The following is a 17,523-nucleotide window of genomic DNA, read 5'->3' on the forward strand; positions in this document are numbered from 1 at the left end:
TTTTACAGATTACATTTCACTATTGTCCCCTTTGCAACTCTGAACCTTTTTTCATACTTTTGCACCAAATTAATTAAAAAGACATTCATGTTAACAGTCAATAATTTATCAGTTCAGTTTGGCAAACGAATTTTGTTCGACGAAGTAAATACTACTTTCACTCATGGGAATATTTATGGAGTTATTGGAGCCAATGGTGCTGGAAAATCTACTTTTCTAAAAATCTTAGCAGGAGATATTGATCCTACATCAGGACATATTCATTTAGAACCGGGAAAACGTATGTCGGTTTTGAACCAAAATCACAACATGTTCGATGAGCATACGGTTTTGGAAACTGTTTTGATGGGAAATAAAGTTTTGTATGCTGTTAAGAAAGAAATGGATGAACTTTATGCCGACTACAACGATAAAAATGCAGACAGAATTGGAGAACTTCAGGTTCAGTTTGAAGAAATGAACGGTTGGAATGCCGACTCTGATGCTGCGGCCATGTTGTCTAACTTAGGAATCACAGAGGCAGATCATTATACTCTAATGGGTGATTTGGAAGGAAAAATTAAAGTACGTGTGCTTTTGGCGCAGGCACTTTTTGGAAATCCGGATTTACTTATCATGGATGAGCCTACCAACGACCTGGACTTTGAAACCATTGCGTGGTTAGAGAACTTCCTTGCGAATTATGAAAATACTGTAATTGTAGTATCTCACGACCGTCACTTTTTAGATGCGGTTTGTACACATATTTCTGATATTGATTTTGGAAAAATAAACCACTACTCAGGAAACTATACGTTCTGGTACGAGTCCAGCCAATTAGCGGCAAAACAACGTGCACAGCAGAACAAAAAAGCAGAAGAGAAGAAACAGGAACTTGAAGAATTTATTCGTCGTTTTAGTGCGAACGTTGCGAAATCGAAACAAGCGACTTCTCGTAAAAAAATGATTTCGAAATTGAATATTTCTGAAATTAAACCGTCAAGCCGTCGTTATCCTGCGATTATTTTTGATCAGGATCGTGAAGCAGGAGATCAGATTTTGAATGTTGAAGGTCTGGCAGCTTCTATCGATGGGGATCTTTTGTTTAAAGATGTTGATTTGAATATGGCAAAAGGCGATAAAATCGTTCTTTTTTCTAAAGATTCACGTGCTACAACAGCATTCTACCAAATTTTAAACAACGAACAAAAGGCAGATGCCGGAACTTTTGATTGGGGAATTACAACCAATCAGGCTTATTTACCGGCTGAGAATCATTCTTTCTTTGAAAATGATCTGACTTTGGTAGATTGGTTACGCCAGTACGCCAAAACAGAAGAAGAGCGTGATGAGGTTTTTATTAGAGGATTCTTAGGGAAAATGATTTTCTCCGGAGAAGAGGCGTTAAAAACAAGCCGCGTATTATCAGGAGGAGAAAAAGTACGTTGTATGCTGTCCAGAATGATGATGGAGAGAGCCAATATCTTAATGCTTGATGAGCCAACCAATCACTTAGATTTGGAGTCCATTACAGCTTTTAATAACTCATTGAAAAATTTTAAAGGTTCCGTAATTTTCACCACACATGACCACGAGTTTGCACAAACCGTTGGTAACAGAGTAGTGGAGTTAACACCAAACGGAGTCATAGACCGTTACATGACATTTGACGAATACCTGGACGATGAAAAAATTCAGGAATTAAGAAAAAAAATGTACAACCTGTAATTTTATAATTTATAATAAGAGAAATCCCGTTCGCTAGCTGAACGGGATTTTTTTTTATTTATTTTTTGCCAAACAGTTTAGCGAAAATGAAGATAATTATCGCAATAATAAAAATAACGATAAAGATACCAAAGCCCATTCCGGCTTTAAAAATGTCTCCGATAACTTCGCAGCTCGTAAATAAAAATAATAGTACAAATACCATTAACAAACGTTTGATTTTATTTTGCATGACTTTGATGTTTTAAGAACTTGCTGTTCTGATTCGTATAACTTAAAATTAGACCAAAAAACAAGAAAGATCTTATATGATTTAATTAAAAAGTTCTATGATTTAGATTAAAATCAACTAGGTGTAAAAGGTTAAACAACTTTACAATAAAGAGAAGTAAAGATAAGGGAAAGGTAATGTTGTCTTAAAAGCTATTACGTTTTCGAACAATACTTTTGTTCGATCTAAACAAAAAAACGTATGAAAAAACTTTACTTATTATTTATGCTTCTGGGGCTAAGTTATGCTTCAAAAGCGCAAAAATTATTTCCTTATCTGCAAAACGCGACACCAACATCTATCTACGTTAACTGGAAAACGGACAGTAATCCGGAATCTATCGTAGAGTACGGAACAACAGCATCGAGTCTAAATGTTACTGTTACCGGTAATACAAATGTTTTTACAGATTCAGGTTATCCGGGTAATTATTTCTACCATAGTGCAAAGCTGACGAACCTTTCGCCTAACACGAAATATTTCTACAGAATAAAAACCGGAGCAGATGTGTCTTCGGTTTATTCTTTTAAAACATTGCCCAATCCGGGACAGGCAGCAACAGCTAATGGACACATTCGGTTTTTGATTATGGGGGATAATCAACTGAAAGCTGTTCCGCGTTATGATTCTTTAGTGTCAGCGGCCAAAAGAAAAATAAAACAGAAATGGGGAAAAGACGCATCTCCTGATGATAATATCTCTATGACTTTTATGGTGGGAGACCAGGTTGATGTGGGAACTTTAGATCATTACGAAAATGTGCATTTTAAAAAGAACAGAGGTTTATCGGGTAATGTACCTATTCAGACCACAGTCGGAAATCATGAAACCTACGGGACACTTGGAATGAACTCCTATTACGATCATTTTTATATAAGCGAGCTTTCATATAAAGGCATTTCATCAGGAACAGAGAATTATTATGCACAGCAGGCAGGTAATGTTTTGTTTATCAGTTTAAGTTCAGAACATACAGGGGCAGAACAGCTAAGCTGGTTGCAAAAAGTTCTTACCGCTGCAAATGCGGATAATACTGTAGAATGGATTTTCTCTTTAAGCCACAGACCTTATCAGGCAGAGCAATACGTAGGTGATATTTCGACCTGGGTTCGTAATACAGCCGTGCCGTTATTGGTAACTTCTCCAAAATATTCGATGCATATTGGGGCGCACCATCATTTGTATCACCGCGGACAATTGAAAAATACACCTACCTATAATATTATTTCGGGGGGTACAGCCTGGGATCAATATTGGGGATCTTCTACAGAGCAGGATTTTGATGATGTACAGAAAACCATTTGTAACTGGATTTACCAAATTGTAGATATTGATGTGACAAACGGAAAAATGGACATTGAAAGTTATTCTATTGGAAGTGTTGATAAATGGAAGAACAACCAGTTAATGGATGAATTTCATCGATATAAAAACAAAGCGGCACCTGCCAAACCTTCGATTACGAATACTTTTACTGCGACAAATACATTGCCGCTAACCGTTTCCGGATCGACTTATACGACAACTACAGATGAGAAGTTGAATACCAGTCAGTTTTTGATTTCTCAAACACCAACATTCGATATTGTAAAGAAAGAAGTATATCGAGATTTTGAAAATTTATACGGAAAGTATGGCACTAAGAAAGATTCGACTGTAAACATCAATCTGGGTGTAGATATTACTAAAATGGATCTGGCTTCTAATTCACTTCCAAATGGTAAATACTATGTGAAGTTAAGATACAGAGACCGTAATCTTGAATGGTCGCCATGGAGCGATGTTCAGACTTTTACAATTACAGGAAGTAACAATGTAAATACGGCAATAGTTACAGATGCTCTGACCTATTCGTTGAACACACCTATAAAAATTGATTTTACGGATGCTCCGGCCAGTACTTCAACGTGGATTGGTTTATACAAAGAAGGGCAGACTCCGGGAGGTTCTTCGCCATCGCAAACCTGGAAATATACGGATGGAAGTGCCAGCGGATTTATCACTTTCTCTAGCGGGCTGGCTACTAAAGGACGTTATTATGCTGCAATATTTTCAAATGGAGGATACACGGAAATTGCGCCGCGAAAATACTTTTATGTAGGGCCGGTACCGACCTTAACGACTGATAAAACCGAGTATTCTGTTGGAACTCCTATCCTTATTAATTATACAAATGGTCCGCAACTGGCAAAAGACTGGATTGGTATTTACAGAATGGGGGTTAATCCCGGATCCGGAGTTACAGCAACAAGCTGGCAATATGTTACAACAGCTGCAGATGCTAAATCTTTCACAGGACTGCCAAAAGGTTATTATTATGCCGAGTATTATTTACAGGACGGATTTAATCCGATTGGAAACAAAGTATTTTTTAAAGTAGGAGCAGTCGTTACCGAATTATGGATCAATAAACCGGTTTATGATTTGGGCGAGCAGATTACCGCTTCGTGGACAGATGCTCCGGGAATTGTAAAAGACTGGTTGGGGATTTATCATGATGGAGATAATCCGAATGAAAAACCACTGGTGAGCTATACCTATTTTGAAGGACTTTCTGAAGGAACAAAAAATATTGCAGCTACAGAATTGCCAACAGAAAAAGGGAAATACTTTTTGGTAATGTTTACGAACGATTCTTATAATGAAGTTTCAAACAGAGTTTCTTTTGAAGTGATCGATCCGCATCTGAACAATGATGAATTTAAAATCGATAATGGTTTGAGAGTGTATCCAAATCCAACAAAGAATGATACGGAAACCTTTATTCAATCTGAATATCCTATTGATGAAATAGAAATTTACAGCATGGAAGGGAAATTATTATATGCTACAAAAAATGTAAACAATAATAAGTTTTCTCTAATCAATCAGGATTTACCAAAAGGAGTTTATATTCTAAAAATACATTCCCGTAAATTGTTTACGGCTAAACTAATTGTGAAGTAGTTTTTTTTTTTTTCGAAACCCCATTTGCGTCTGTAAGTGGGGTTTCGTTTTTTAGGTCATGACAGTTCGTGTACGGGAACTGTCTTTTTTATTGACTCTTTTATGGTATCAATTTGATTCAGATGTCGCAGGATATGATGAATAAAAAACTGAAAAGTATCTCCTAGTTTTAGTCTTAGTAAACGGGATAAAGAAGTGGGGATTTTTATACGATTTAAACTCACCTTTTTGGATTGTTCCAGTAATGCTAATAATTCAAATTGTTGATTGATGAATTTGTCAATTACACTTTTGTCAAGTTCAGAGTTTAATGGATTTTTGTCTTTAAAGGTTTTCATTTTGTTCAGCTTTTCTTTCGGAAGCATACTTTTGGCAAAATAGCCTCCTAAAAATCCGCTATTAAAATGAGTTTCAGAAGAGGTTTTCGAATTCTTTATTTTGTCTTTTATCTCAGGCAGATAATAATCACCATACAAATTCAAGTGCTCCAGACATTCCAAAATGTTCCAGGAAGCAGGATTTTCTCTCCATGTCAAAGTTTGTATAGTATCATTCTTAAGTTTTTCAGCCTGATTGATACTATCTCTCGTGTGATCCATTAGTAATTGTATGAGTTTTTCTGATTGCATAGGTTTAATTTTTGAAGCAAAGTTTCAAAAAGTTTTTCCGGAAATGATTGATCGAAATCAAGACTTTTTTAATCTCGATAATGTCTCAGGTGTCATTCTTAGATAGTTGGCAATGTGTTTGTTTGGAACTTCCTGAAAAAGCTTCGGACTTCTCCTTAAAACTCTTCGGTATCTTTCTTTTGGAGAAGTGGTTAAAATATCAATTTCGCGTTCCATTTGCTGCACTACTAAGTTTTCTAAAATAGTAATCCATAGGTTTTTATTGGCTTCAATTTTTAAAAACTGATCTATTTGCTTCTTTGTTATAATCTTTACAACTGTTTTTTTAATCGCCTGAATGCAGAGGTCAGAAGGCTTTCCTGTTAAGAAAGAATCCAGTGACACAATTAAATTTTGTTGGTAACCAAATCGAATGATTTGTTCTTCATCATCGTCTAAAACAAAAAGCCGTAAGCTTCCGCTCTCGACAAAATAGATATTGTCGTCTATGCTTCCTTTGACTTTAAGAAATTCATTTCTGCTTATTGTTATTGTTTTTTCAGAAAGTGCAATGATTTCTTTCATTTTTTTTGAGCAATTAGTATAGTATGAATCTCAATATTTTCGGATTTTGGATATTTAACTTCAAACGATTTAATGATTTTGAAATTATGTATAGAAAGCTGTTTTTCTATGTTCTTTAAATTATGATAATAGAAATATGTTCGGTCGCCGGTGCTTCCCGAAATGAAACCTGATTCAGTGGAATGCCCTTCAACAAAACTAAGATAAAAAATACCACCAGGACAGAGTATTTTATCAATGCTGTTGATTAGTTTGGAACAATCTTCTTCGGACAAATAGGGCAGACAAAAACCACAAATAATGGCATCAAATTGTTGATTTACTTTGTTGAGGTCTCGCGTATCCATTACTTCAAACTGGGCAGAAGGATTGTTCTTTTGTGCTAATTCAATCATTTTGGGAGCAATGTCAATTCCTCTAATTTTTAAATTAGGTTTCTTTGATAATAAATATTTTGTAATGTTTCCCGGACCACAGCCAATTTCAAAGATATGGAGCTGTTCGTTTTTCAAAGCATCGCAAAAGAAGTCGTAAGTTTCATTATACAGCTTTAAATCCATGAACTTGTCTTGATAAACAGTTGCGATTTTATCCCAGGTTTCGAAAGTTTCTTTGTATTGATCCATAGCTTTAATCTTGTGTTTGGTCTGTAAGCAAGAAGTATAGGTAAGTGCTGTACTGCTAAAATATAATTTTAAATTTAGAGACGGAAATAGTTTTTTGATGTAGACTTTTAGTCCGGTCTCCAGCTTTAAGGTTTCTTTTGACAGTTTATGGCCGGCTCAAAATGATTAGGCAATGGTTCCGGTAAAATTTAGTTAGCGGGTTATTTTTCGCATAAGAGCTTCAAATGGACCGTTCTGAAAGTGTCTTGCCCAAAGTTTACTAAAGTAGTAACTGAGTACAAAGTACGCAATTGAAAACAGTAAAATATAAATTGGTTTTGTTGCTTTCTGATCTGCTGAATATTGGACCAGATCATTACCTGTTAGTGCAGAAAATAAAATTAAACCAATGGTAAGATGTGAAATGTAATGCGTAAGCGTCATTTGACCCGTTGGCGCAAAACTTTGTACATATTGGTTATTTCCGTTTTTTTCTCCGATGTACATAAAGAAGGCGATCAGCATCAGAGCAAATCCGGAGGTGCTTAGCATAAAAGGAAGGTACGGAGGGAGATAATCGGCATTGATAAATAAATGTAAATTCTCTGAAAGTACAAATTGTCCGGACAATAATTGAAGTAATGCTATCGATACATAGAATAAAAGTCCAATAATAAACATCTTCTTCTGAATCTTTTTACTGCTCCAGTTTAGTCTTCCGAGATACATTCCTAAAAGAAAATAAGCAATCCAGGGGAATACAGCATTCCAGCCATTGTAAAAAGTATTTCTGATAAACCCGTTCAGGGTATAAAAATCTTTGTATTGAAAAGTGGCAATGTTCCAGCCCGTTTCATAGGGAACAATAAAAATTAAAAAGTGAAAACTAAAGACCGCCACAGCCGCCAGAAACAGAAAAAACCTTTTATCTAAAAAGATTATAAAAGCAATTATGAACATATAGCAACCGTAAAAGTGCAAAATATCGGCAGGCCAGATCAGGTTAAGCAAAAGTCCGATGACAAATAAAAAAACAGCCCGTTTGAGGATGGTATTTCTCAGCTTGTTTTTCTCGGCAGGAGTATATTCCACTCTGTTGGTCATAAGCGCAATACCCATTCCGGCCAGTATCACAAAAACAGAGCTCGAATTGCCGCTAAAGAGAGACATAAATTGTGCAACAGTATTTTGGTCGTTATGGGAGCCAAAAACCATATTGAAATTAACGATAAACATTCCGAAGATGGCATATGCTCTTGCCAGATCAAATCCTATAATTCTTTGTTTCATTTTTTTATATTTTATGAAACAAATGTCGAAATGAAAAATCGCGGGAAATTTGACTTAAGTCAAATAATACATTTAAATTTTGGACCGGATCCTGCTTAGAGTTTCCAAAGATATTCCAAGATAAGAAGCGATATGTGTAAGCTGGATGTTTTTAATAATATGCGAATGCTCTTTAATTAATTTAAGGTAGCGGGTCGTAGCATCCAGTGTACGAAACTGAAACAAGCGGTCCTCCAGCCAAATTGCGTAATACTCGGTGAGCATCAAGTCTAATTCTGTCAATTTTGGGAATTGCTTTTTTGCATTCTGAAATCCTTTAAAGTCAGTTTGTGAAACGGTGATGTCTGTCACGGCTTGAATAAATTCGTTACTTGTCGTTTGCAGGCAATAACTATTAAAAGATACCGCGATATCATCTTTAAAGTATAATTCTGTCGTGATTTCTTTTCCATCATCGAGGTAGTACTTTCTAACAATTCCTTCTTCTATAAAATAGCTTTTACTGCAAATTTCATCTTGTCGTAATAAAAACTCCCCTTTTTTTAAACTCCTGGTAGTGGAGATGCTATTTAAAGCGGCTAAGGTTTCCTGATCAAGGCTGTTTATAAAAGTATCTATTTTGATGAGATAAGAATTCATTTTTTAGGTATGTATTCGGTTTTTAAAAGTAATCATAGCCAGGATGATTATTTTTCTCCTAATCTTATGTGTTTTGGTTGGTCAAATATAATAAAATAGCAAAAAGGATCTGATTAAGTTAAGAGATGTTGATGACGTTGTACGAAAGGTTTTTTTAAACTTGTATGGTTTCATAAGCGACAAATTGAAATTTGCTGCCGTACTATTATTCATTTCTTCGGGATTTAAAAGAATGCTTTGTGCTATTACAACGCTAAAAATTTATTCAAATATTTGTATTTAGAAAGAGACTACAAATAAATTCTGATTTTGTATATTTGCCCAACCAAACATTATACTTAATTATGAGCCAAAAAGTATTACTTAATTCAAAAGAAGTTACTATCATACTCCATCGTTTGGCTTGTCAGTTAATCGAAAAACATCTTGATTTTTCAGATACTATTTTAATCGGAATTCAGCCAAGAGGTGTTTTTTTAGCCGAACGTTTGAAACAAATATTAGAAAGCGAGTACAAAACACCCGAAATTTCTCTGGGTTATTTAGATATCACCTTTTTTAGAGACGATTTCCGCCGCACCGAAAAACCGCTTGAAGCGAATAAAACCCAAATCAATTTTATAGTCGAAAATAAAAAAGTCATTTTTATTGATGACGTTTTGTTTACCGGACGAAGCATTCGTTCCGCGTTAACTGCTATTCAGTCTTTTGGAAGACCTTCAGAAATTGAATTGTTAGTTTTAATTGACCGACGTTTTAGCCGCAATTTACCTATTCAGCCCGATTATCGTGGTCGTCAGGTAGATGCTATTAATGACGAAAAAGTTAAGGTAAGCTGGAAAGAAAATGAAGGTGAAGATGTGGTCTATTTGATAACAAATTAACGATTAAATAAAAAAGGATGACAGAGAATGAAGCTTTTATTTATGAATCAATTTTTAACCAAGTTAGAATGGGGTTTCTGTCTCTTGATGAGATTCAGGAAAACATTCTGGAAGAAATTGAAGACAACGAATTTGAGGATGAAATCTCTGAAGAGTGGGCTTTTGATAAAATAAGAGAAGAAAACCAAAAATTACTTTCAGAAAGTAAACAATGGAAAAGTCCAACAGATACGGAAAGATTAATAAAAGCGTTTGATGAATTAGCCGACAGAAATATTATTGCACTTCATAATGCGGGGTATACCACATCGGATGGGGAGTATGAAGTTGTTGAGGTAGAAAGAGCGTTGCGTGAAAACGAAGTAGAATCTGATGGATATTGTTTTTATCACGAACAAGATTTAGCAAGAGGTGTAGCTATAGAAGATTCAAGTTTGTTTATCGCTTTCCAGAAAGTAGATAATGGTGATGATGCGACAACAATAGAAGTAGGTAAAATAGTTGCCGAGGTTCTAAGAGATAACGGCTTCACTCTGAATTGGAATGAATCTGCAAGAACAAAAATAGAAATTCCAGGTTTCAAATGGCAGCATCTTTTTGATGAAGATGCCAGAGATTTGCAGGACTACAGCGAAGTTGTAGAAAGAATGATTCAATAAAGGAGTTGTTCTTTGTAGCAGTATTAAAAAACTGAGCATGTCAGGAATTCATGAATTTGACAAATAAATATTAAAGAAATAAAAATGAAAGAATTAAGCGTAGATCATTTATTGGGAATTAAATATATCAATGAAAATGATATTAACCTGATTTTTGAAACGGCCGATCATTTTAAAGAAGTCATTAACAGACCTATTAAAAAAGTTCCTTCATTACGAGATATTACCATTGCCAATATTTTCTTTGAGAACAGTACAAGAACTAAACTTTCCTTTGAATTGGCACAAAAAAGATTATCGGCTGATGTGATTAGTTTTTCGGCAGCCCAGTCTTCGGTTAAAAAAGGGGAGACCCTGATTGATACTGTAAATAATATCCTTTCAATGAAAGTTGATATGGTTGTAATGCGCCACTCCAATCCCGGAGCGGCTTATTTTTTATCCAAAAATGTCAAAGCCAGTATCGTGAATGCCGGAGACGGAGCACACGAACACCCAACTCAGGCTTTATTAGACAGTTATTCGATTAGAGAAAAATTAGGCGATGTGGCTGGAAAAAAAGTGGTCATTGTAGGAGATATTCTGCATTCGAGAGTAGCTTTGTCTAACATATATGCTTTGAAGATGCAGGGAGCTGAGGTAAAAGTCTGCGGACCAAAAACACTGATTCCGAGATATATTGAATCACTTGGTGTCACAGTTGAACCCAATTTGCGTAAAGCTTTAGAATGGTGTGATGTTGCTAATATGCTTCGTGTTCAAAACGAACGTATGGATGTGAACTTTTTTCCATCGACACGTGAGTATGCACAGCAATACGGAGTAGATAAACCATTACTGGACTCCCTTGGGAAAGAAATCGTAATCATGCACCCGGGACCAATTAACAGAGGGGTAGAGATTACTTCCGAAGTGGCTGACTCCGATCATTCTGTTATTTTGAATCAGGTCGAAAACGGAGTAGCGATCAGAATGGCGGTGATTTATTTGCTCGCATCTAAGATTCAACAGTAATTGATATAGTCTTCAGTCGTGGTTTTTAATCTCAGTCTTGAATGTAAAATTTCTCTGAGACTGAAAACTGAGAACTGAGACTGAGAACTGGGAATAAGAACTGAAAACTAAAAAAACTTCGTACCTTAGCTTTTCAAATCAGAAGTGTATATAGTAAAAAAATGAAAGTAGATCAAAAAGGACATACCGTTACAATTAAAGATACCCAGGGAGATTTTAATGCTTTTTTGGAAAGGGTAACGCAACAGTTTAAAACCTTTGAAAAACAAAACATTATAATCGATTTATCAGCAGATAGTAAAGTGTCGGAAAAAGAGGTAAAACTTTTTTTACCCCTTGCCAAGCAGCAGAAGAAAGCCAAAAAATCATTTGTAATAGTAGTTTCAGATCTTGACTTTAATGCCATTTCAGATAAATTAGTCGTTGTTCCGTCACTTTTGGAAGCGCATGATATTATCGAAATGGAGGAAATAGAAAGAGACCTTGGATTTTAAAATAAGTTTAATTGTTTATTCGGTTAACGGTTTAATCGATTTGAATTAGTTTTAGCCGATTAAACGATTTACCAAATAAACGAATAAACAGTAAAATTGAAATTAACCATACTTGGCTGTTATGCCGCTACTCCCAGAACAATTACGAACCCTACTTCGCAGGTTTTAGAAATAAGAAATCGTTTATTTTTAATTGATTGCGGTGAGGGAACACAGGTGCAGCTTAGAAAGAATAAGATTAAATTCTCCAAAATAAATCACATCTTTATCTCGCATCTTCACGGAGATCACCTTTATGGATTAATTGGAACTATTTCTACTTTTTCTCTTTTAGGAAGAACGACCGATTTACATATTTACGGACCGAAAGGGATTAAAGAACTTATTCTGCTTCAATTAAAATTGACGGAATCCTGGACGACCTATAAATTGTTTTTCCATGAATTAGAGTCAAAAGAAAGCGAAGTTATTTTTGAAGACAATAAGGTGATTGTAAAAACGATTCCATTGAAGCATCGCGTGTATACAAACGGATTTTTGTTTCAGGAAAAACCCGGTGATCGCAAATTAAATGTAGAAGCGGTTCAGCAGTACAATATTCATACGGCCTATTTTCAAAAAATAAAAGGTGGTGGTGACGTTACACTTGACGATGGAACCGTAATAAAGAACAAAGAATTATCCTTTGATCCTATTCCGTCAATGAGTTATGCGTTTTGTTCTGATACCGTGTATCACGAAGACGTACTTCCTATAATTAAGGATGTTGATGTTTTGTATCACGAATCTACCTTTTTGGAATCAGAAGCCACTTTGGCACTGAAAACGTTACATTCAACTGCAAAAGAAGCGGCAACAATTGCGCTTAAAGCAAATGCAAAGAAGTTAATTCTGGGGCATTATTCAACACGTTATGATGGTATCGAACGTTTTAAAGAAGAAGCCGAAACCGTTTTTCCAAACACACTTTTAGGAGATGACGGGAGGAGTTTTGAGTTTTAAAATGTGAAATGTGAGTTGTACGGATGAGTTATAAATGATTAAAGCCGTAAATTGTTGATAATCTAGGAATATGTAATCAAAAAAATCTACAGTCTAGAATCAGCGATCTGCAATCTAAAATATAAAATCATGAACGATTTAAGCAATTATAGAAAATCTTACGAAAAGAGTGAATTATTGGAAACCAATATTCCCGAAGACCCAATCAATCTGTTCAACCGATGGTTTCATGAGGTAGAAGATTTTGGCGGAAATGGAGAAGTTAATGCGATGACAGTTTCGACAATTGGATTGGATGGTTTCCCGAAATCCAGAGTGGTTTTATTAAAGAAATTTTCAGAGGAAGGTTTTATTTTTTATACCAACTATGATTCGGAAAAAGGGAAGGCGATAGCCGCAAATCCGCATGTTTGTTTGTCTTTTTTCTGGCAGGAGATGGAACGCCAGGTAATCATAAAAGGAATCGCTGTAAAAACATCAGAGAACATATCAGATGGTTATTTTGATTCTCGTCCTGATGGAAGTAAATTGGGTGCGATGGTTTCGAAGCAAAGCGAAGTGATTCCGTCCCGAACTTTTTTGGAAGAAAATTTGAAAAAACTGGAAAAAGAGTTCGAAGGAAAACATATTCCGAGACCTGAAAATTGGGGTGGTTTTTTAGTAACTCCTTTAGAGGTAGAATTTTGGCAGGGGAGACCCAATAGATTGCATGACAGAATTCGTTACCAAAGCCAATCTGACTTTTCATGGAAGATTGAAAGATTATCCTCTTAGCTTGTAGGATTATTACATTTGATTGTAAAATTATTGCGTATTTTATCGATATTATTTGTAGTTTAACGATAAATTGAATAAGTTTGAGAAAGAAACAAGTCAATTTATTTTAATAAATATTTAAAGGATTTGCCCCAACATCTACTTTAAAAATTAAACTACTATGTCATTATGAAAAAGATGATGCGTAACATGAGGTTCGTTGCAATAGTTACCCTACTTGTTGCAATGAGCTCCTGTTCAGCGGACAGCGCAGAGGGTAGCGAAAGCCCTGCTACAGCCGAGGCTGTCGTTGCTAACTACAATTACAATGATTCTGAAATCGAATCGATGAAACTTATCAATGATTATCGGGTAAGTATTGGTTTGAATACTCTGAAAGGAATCAATCACGTTTCATTTAAGTGCGAAGAACACAACAAATACATGATCGCAAACAATGTGGTTGATCATAATGATTTTACTTCACGTTCGAATAATATCATGAGTGTTTTAGGTGCTAAAAAAGTAGGCGAAAATGTTGCTTACAATTATAAAACTTCTGAGGCTGCTTTAAGAGCCTGGCTGGATAGCCCCGGACACAAGGCAAATATTGAAGGAGACTATACTCATTTTGGTTTGTCAGTTTCGATTGACCCTAATACCGGAAAGAAATACTATACTAACATCTTTGTGAAGATGTAGAAAAAATATTGGACTGGTTAGTTTTTTATTGGTCGTTGCAATTCAGGGAATTGCAACGATTTTTTTTGGACTATGTATGAAATTAGTCCTTAAGGTGTACTGATGTAAAAGTGGGTTAGTTGTTCTCAAAGAGTCTAAACAAAGCATTAGGTTAAACGCTATGAGTGACGAAAACTAGGGTTTGTGTAAAGCCTAATCCGAAATAAATAAAGAAGACGAATCATACAGATTCGTTTCACGAAAACGGAATTTTAAAGGAGTTATTTACAAGTTTTTTTAAAAAAAAATCCAAATTCCAATCAGTGTTTAATCTGTTTTTGGAATTTGGAATTTTAGAGTTTAAAATATTACGTTTTTTTAGAATTATTTGAATTTGGTTTTTTTATAAGGCTGTGATAATAAATTCGCTTCTTCTGTTCATTTGATGTTGTTCTTCTGTACATGGTACACCATCAGAACAGCCATTTACCAGTTGGGTTTCTCCATATCCTTTTCCGGTGAGTCTGTTTTTAGCGATTCCGTTTTTAACGAGCCATGCAATTGTTGATTTAGCTCTTCTGTCGGATAAGGCTTCATTGTATCGATGTGTAGCACGACTGTCTGTGTGGGAACGAATATCAAGTTTCATTGTTGGATGGCTGTTTAAGACATCAAGTATTTTTTCTAAATCCAGAGCAGCTTCTGTACGGATATTTGATTTATCCAGATCAAAGTAAATCATTTTGATACCAAAACATTTTCCTAAATCATCGCCAATGGTGACTTTGCAGGCGGATTTATCCAAAGCAATAGGAAGACTGGTTTTTCCGGTTAGTTTTCCAATGGTAATATTGATTTCTTTGGTTGTGTATTCTTCTTTTTCTGCTCTTACATTATACGTTTTTCCACATTCAACAGGGAAACTGTAAAAACCGGTTGCATCTGAAATAGTCGTGTTTTTTATATTGCCCAGATTGTCATATAAAGTTAATTTTGTGTTTGGCAAAACAGCTAAGGTTTCAGCGTCAGTAATGATTCCGTTTAGCTCTTGTATGCATTGTAGTTTTCTTGTTTCGAGAAATTTGTAGATATCATCAGAACCTTGTCCGCCATCTTTATTAGAGCTAAAATAGCCTCTTCTGGATGCAGGATCAATAATGTAGGCAAAATCATCTTTAGGTGAGTTAACATCCGCTCCAAGATTCTGAATATTGCTTATGGTTCCGTTATCTTCAATTTGGCCTACAAAAACGTCCAGACCGCCTAGTCCGGGATGTCCGTCAGAAGCAAAATAAATTTCATTATCGCTGGTAACAAACGGAAATGTTTCTTTTCCTTGTGTATTTATGACTTTACCTAAGTTCATAGGTGTACCATAACTGCCATTGCCATTAATGCTTATTTTGTAAATATCAGACTGTCCCACTGTTCCGGGCATATCTGAGGCGAAATACAGTGTTTTTTCATCAGGACTAAGTGCGGGATGTGCCGTACTGTAATTATCACTGTCAAAAGGAAGTTCGGTTATGTTGGTCCATTTTCCGTTTTCAAGAGTGGCTCTGTATATTTTGATTAAAGTAATTTTGTTGTCATCTTTTCCTTTTTTACCGTTTATATAATTGTTTCTGGTAAAGTAAACCGTTTGTCCGTCTTTTGTAAAAGCGGGAGAAGACTCGTGAAACTTTGTATTAAGAGATGTTTTGAATTTGTTGACTTTCACTGTACTGTTGGCAGGAGGGTCCGTATCGGCAAAATACAAATTCGTAAAATATTCTCCGGTCCATTTGTGTTTACGTTGTGAAAAGTTTCCGGTATCCCGGGCAGAGGCAAAGTATATTTTACCGTTGTAAACATAAGAACTGTAATCAGAGTATTTAGAGTTGATTCCGGCATCTTCAATTTTGTATCGGCCGGAATTGGCTTTGATTTTGTTCAGATAGTTTACATCCTCGGCATATAATTTTGCTCTGTCATCGTTTTTAGATTTAGCCAAAAATTCAGTCATAATTTTATTGGCCTTATCGGTTTGTCCGCTTGATTTCAGACATTGTGCATATCGATAGTAATACTCTGGCTCAACAACGGTGTTCATAGCAAATAATTCACCGTACCATTTTGCAGCAGCTTCAAAGTTAGAGTTGAAGTAGTATGAGTTTCCGAGCTTCTTAAACAAATCTTCCGATTTGTATCCTTTATCAGCTACACGTTCATAGGTTTTAATAGCGTCGATATACGCATAATTATCGTAGTTCTTATCGGCAGTATTAATTTTCGATTGTTGCGCATAACTGCCGGCTGAAAAAGAACAGATAATTGTTAAGCAAAGGAGTATATAATTTTTCATAATCGTTATTTTTAGAAGAAACGTGGCGTTGTCATTTTACCATTGTTTTTGAAGAATTCGTAACGCAGGAATATCTCATGTGATCCTGAATTATAGTTGTTTAAACGTGTGGTTTCGCGATCGTAACCATAACCAAGATAGAGGCCGTCAGTAATCTGGAATCCTACCATAGCACTAAGTGAAGCGCTCCATCGGTAGGCAACTCCCACCACAAGTTTATCCATGAACATAAAGTTGGCAGAAACATCTACCTGAAGTGGTGCTCCTTCGACCATTTTGGTCAGTAAAGCGGGTTTGAATTTGATGTATTGAAGTCTATCAAGATCAAACACATATCCGGCTATTAAATAATAATTGATTTTATCTTTGTAAATGGCGTAATCATTATCATCGTACCGATTGGTTTCGATAAAATTAGGTACTGATAACCCAATGTATGCTTTATCAGAATGCCAATAGACTCCGGCTCCCACATTCGGCGAAAACTTATTGTTTAAATCCTGAAACTGTGGATCTCCCTGACTCTCCGGATTTAATTTGCTGACATCCAAATTGAACAGGTTGGCTGTTCCTTTGATACCAAACGAAAGTTTAAAATCGGCTGAGGTTTGAACAGTATAGGAAAGGTCAACAGAAAAGTTGTTTTCGTTAGTTGGGCCAATTTTATCATTTACTAAAGAGGCTCCGATTCCTAAATTACTATTATTTATTGGGCTATTGATTGAGAAAGCGCTGGTTTCAGGAGCCCCGTCGAGTCCAACCCATTGGGTGCGGTATAATCCAAAAACACTTAAAGCTCCTCGCGATCCTGCATAAGCCGGATTAATGTTTATGGTATTGTACATGTATTGCGTAAATTGTGCATCTTGCTGTGCATAGCTCGCAATTGTTACAAACATAATGACGAAGAAAAATAATTTTGTTCTCATAGTGGTATTTATTATTTTCATTAGTACTACTTTTTTCAATTTAAATTGTAAAAAAGTCTATGCATTTGTATATTCAAAAATAAGGATTTTTTTATTAATTAATTGTAAA

17 protein-coding genes are annotated in these 17,523 nt (G+C 35.5%); 9 read left to right on the plus strand and 8 right to left on the minus strand.

Annotation, left to right across the window (positions count from 1 at the left end):
* The first annotated feature begins 87 nt into the window (after positions 1-87).
* Positions 88-1,707: an ABC-F family ATP-binding cassette domain-containing protein gene (locus B0A80_RS08280; RefSeq protein WP_017497626.1), complete on the plus strand. Its 1,620-nt coding sequence runs from the start codon at positions 88-90 to the stop codon at positions 1,705-1,707.
* A 58-nt stretch (positions 1,708-1,765) separates the two neighbouring features.
* Here B0A80_RS08280 and B0A80_RS20760 read toward each other — a convergent pair whose 3' ends face one another.
* The gene (locus B0A80_RS20760; protein ID WP_017497625.1) at positions 1,766-1,939 is read right to left on the minus strand and encodes a hypothetical protein; all 174 of its coding nucleotides are present in this window, start codon (positions 1,937-1,939) and stop codon (positions 1,766-1,768) included.
* A gap of 240 nt (positions 1,940-2,179) precedes the next feature.
* Here B0A80_RS20760 and B0A80_RS08285 point away from each other — a divergent pair, with 240 nt between their 5' ends.
* Positions 2,180-4,924: a fibronectin type III domain-containing protein gene (locus tag B0A80_RS08285; RefSeq protein ID WP_089076980.1), complete on the plus strand. Its 2,745-nt coding sequence runs from the start codon at positions 2,180-2,182 to the stop codon at positions 4,922-4,924.
* A 56-nt stretch (positions 4,925-4,980) separates the two neighbouring features.
* On the opposite strand, the gene B0A80_RS08290 is transcribed toward B0A80_RS08285, so the two are convergent.
* The 5 genes from B0A80_RS08290 to B0A80_RS08310 form a co-directional block, all read right to left on the minus strand.
* Complete coding sequence (locus B0A80_RS08290) at positions 4,981-5,553, minus strand: DinB family protein (RefSeq protein ID WP_070908871.1); 573 nt, start codon at positions 5,551-5,553, stop codon at positions 4,981-4,983.
* A gap of 57 nt (positions 5,554-5,610) precedes the next feature.
* Complete coding sequence (locus tag B0A80_RS08295) at positions 5,611-6,117, minus strand: Crp/Fnr family transcriptional regulator (RefSeq protein WP_089076981.1); 507 nt, start codon at positions 6,115-6,117, stop codon at positions 5,611-5,613.
* Positions 6,114-6,743: a class I SAM-dependent DNA methyltransferase gene (locus B0A80_RS08300; protein ID WP_089076982.1), complete on the minus strand. Its 630-nt coding sequence runs from the start codon at positions 6,741-6,743 to the stop codon at positions 6,114-6,116. Before B0A80_RS08300 ends, B0A80_RS08295 begins: the two co-directional genes overlap by 4 nt.
* A 192-nt stretch (positions 6,744-6,935) precedes the next feature.
* Positions 6,936-8,012, minus strand: coding sequence for a DUF418 domain-containing protein (locus B0A80_RS08305; RefSeq protein WP_089076983.1), 1,077 nt, complete (start codon positions 8,010-8,012; stop codon positions 6,936-6,938).
* Between the two features lie 72 nt (positions 8,013-8,084).
* Complete coding sequence (locus tag B0A80_RS08310) at positions 8,085-8,651, minus strand: Crp/Fnr family transcriptional regulator (protein WP_089076984.1); 567 nt, start codon at positions 8,649-8,651, stop codon at positions 8,085-8,087.
* 344 nt (positions 8,652-8,995) lie between these two features.
* Between B0A80_RS08310 and pyrR the strand changes: the two genes are divergently transcribed.
* The 7 genes from pyrR (at position 8,996) to B0A80_RS08345 (ending at position 14,162) form a co-directional block, all read left to right on the plus strand.
* Positions 8,996-9,535, plus strand: coding sequence for a bifunctional pyr operon transcriptional regulator/uracil phosphoribosyltransferase PyrR (gene pyrR, locus B0A80_RS08315; protein ID WP_017497618.1), 540 nt, complete (start codon positions 8,996-8,998; stop codon positions 9,533-9,535).
* Positions 9,536-9,552: 17 nt separating this feature from the next.
* Complete coding sequence (locus B0A80_RS08320; protein ID WP_089076985.1) at positions 9,553-10,194, plus strand: DUF6891 domain-containing protein; 642 nt, start codon at positions 9,553-9,555, stop codon at positions 10,192-10,194.
* Between the two features lie 84 nt (positions 10,195-10,278).
* Positions 10,279-11,208, plus strand: coding sequence for an aspartate carbamoyltransferase catalytic subunit (locus B0A80_RS08325; RefSeq protein WP_017497616.1), 930 nt, complete (start codon positions 10,279-10,281; stop codon positions 11,206-11,208).
* Positions 11,209-11,369: 161 nt separating this feature from the next.
* A complete protein-coding gene (locus B0A80_RS08330; protein ID WP_089076986.1) occupies positions 11,370-11,702 on the plus strand; it encodes a ribonuclease Z in 333 nt (110 codons plus the stop codon).
* Positions 11,703-11,798: 96 nt separating this feature from the next.
* Positions 11,799-12,704, plus strand: coding sequence for a ribonuclease Z (locus tag B0A80_RS08335; RefSeq protein WP_089076987.1), 906 nt, complete (start codon positions 11,799-11,801; stop codon positions 12,702-12,704).
* 129 nt (positions 12,705-12,833) lie between these two features.
* A complete protein-coding gene (gene pdxH, locus B0A80_RS08340; protein WP_089076988.1) occupies positions 12,834-13,478 on the plus strand; it encodes a pyridoxamine 5'-phosphate oxidase in 645 nt (214 codons plus the stop codon).
* A gap of 171 nt (positions 13,479-13,649) precedes the next feature.
* Positions 13,650-14,162, plus strand: a complete 513-nt coding sequence (locus B0A80_RS08345; protein WP_089076989.1) for a CAP domain-containing protein — start codon at positions 13,650-13,652, stop codon at positions 14,160-14,162.
* A gap of 382 nt (positions 14,163-14,544) precedes the next feature.
* On the opposite strand, the gene B0A80_RS08350 is transcribed toward B0A80_RS08345, so the two are convergent.
* Together B0A80_RS08350 and B0A80_RS08355 are read right to left on the minus strand one after the other, a co-directional pair.
* The gene (locus tag B0A80_RS08350; RefSeq protein ID WP_089076990.1) at positions 14,545-16,485 is read right to left on the minus strand and encodes an OmpA family protein; all 1,941 of its coding nucleotides are present in this window, start codon (positions 16,483-16,485) and stop codon (positions 14,545-14,547) included.
* An 11-nt stretch (positions 16,486-16,496) separates the two neighbouring features.
* Positions 16,497-17,414: a PorP/SprF family type IX secretion system membrane protein gene (locus tag B0A80_RS08355; protein ID WP_026110108.1), complete on the minus strand. Its 918-nt coding sequence runs from the start codon at positions 17,412-17,414 to the stop codon at positions 16,497-16,499.
* Between the last annotated feature and the right edge of the window lie 109 nt (positions 17,415-17,523).

This window comes from Flavobacterium tructae, assembly GCF_002217475.1.
Lineage (GTDB): Bacteria > Bacteroidota > Bacteroidia > Flavobacteriales > Flavobacteriaceae > Flavobacterium > Flavobacterium tructae.

Bases quoted from the DNA above. Each gene is read 5' to 3' on its own strand.
- B0A80_RS08280 (WP_017497626.1), top strand. From the start codon at position 88: ATGTTAACAGTCAATAATTTATCAGTTCAGTTTGGCAAACGAATTTTG.
- B0A80_RS20760 (WP_017497625.1), bottom strand. From the start codon at position 1,939: ATGCAAAATAAAATCAAACGTTTGTTAATGGTATTTGTACTATTATTT.
- B0A80_RS08285 (WP_089076980.1), top strand. From the start codon at position 2,180: ATGAAAAAACTTTACTTATTATTTATGCTTCTGGGGCTAAGTTATGCT.
- B0A80_RS08290 (WP_070908871.1), bottom strand. From the start codon at position 5,553: ATGCAATCAGAAAAACTCATACAATTACTAATGGATCACACGAGAGAT.
- B0A80_RS08295 (WP_089076981.1), bottom strand. From the start codon at position 6,117: ATGAAAGAAATCATTGCACTTTCTGAAAAAACAATAACAATAAGCAGA.
- B0A80_RS08300 (WP_089076982.1), bottom strand. From the start codon at position 6,743: ATGGATCAATACAAAGAAACTTTCGAAACCTGGGATAAAATCGCAACT.
- B0A80_RS08305 (WP_089076983.1), bottom strand. From the start codon at position 8,012: ATGAAACAAAGAATTATAGGATTTGATCTGGCAAGAGCATATGCCATC.
- B0A80_RS08310 (WP_089076984.1), bottom strand. From the start codon at position 8,651: ATGAATTCTTATCTCATCAAAATAGATACTTTTATAAACAGCCTTGAT.
- pyrR (WP_017497618.1), top strand. From the start codon at position 8,996: ATGAGCCAAAAAGTATTACTTAATTCAAAAGAAGTTACTATCATACTC.
- B0A80_RS08320 (WP_089076985.1), top strand. From the start codon at position 9,553: ATGACAGAGAATGAAGCTTTTATTTATGAATCAATTTTTAACCAAGTT.
- B0A80_RS08325 (WP_017497616.1), top strand. From the start codon at position 10,279: ATGAAAGAATTAAGCGTAGATCATTTATTGGGAATTAAATATATCAAT.
- B0A80_RS08330 (WP_089076986.1), top strand. From the start codon at position 11,370: ATGAAAGTAGATCAAAAAGGACATACCGTTACAATTAAAGATACCCAG.
- pdxH (WP_089076988.1), top strand. From the start codon at position 12,834: ATGAACGATTTAAGCAATTATAGAAAATCTTACGAAAAGAGTGAATTA.
- B0A80_RS08345 (WP_089076989.1), top strand. From the start codon at position 13,650: ATGAAAAAGATGATGCGTAACATGAGGTTCGTTGCAATAGTTACCCTA.
- B0A80_RS08350 (WP_089076990.1), bottom strand. From the start codon at position 16,485: ATGAAAAATTATATACTCCTTTGCTTAACAATTATCTGTTCTTTTTCA.
- B0A80_RS08355 (WP_026110108.1), bottom strand. From the start codon at position 17,414: ATGAGAACAAAATTATTTTTCTTCGTCATTATGTTTGTAACAATTGCG.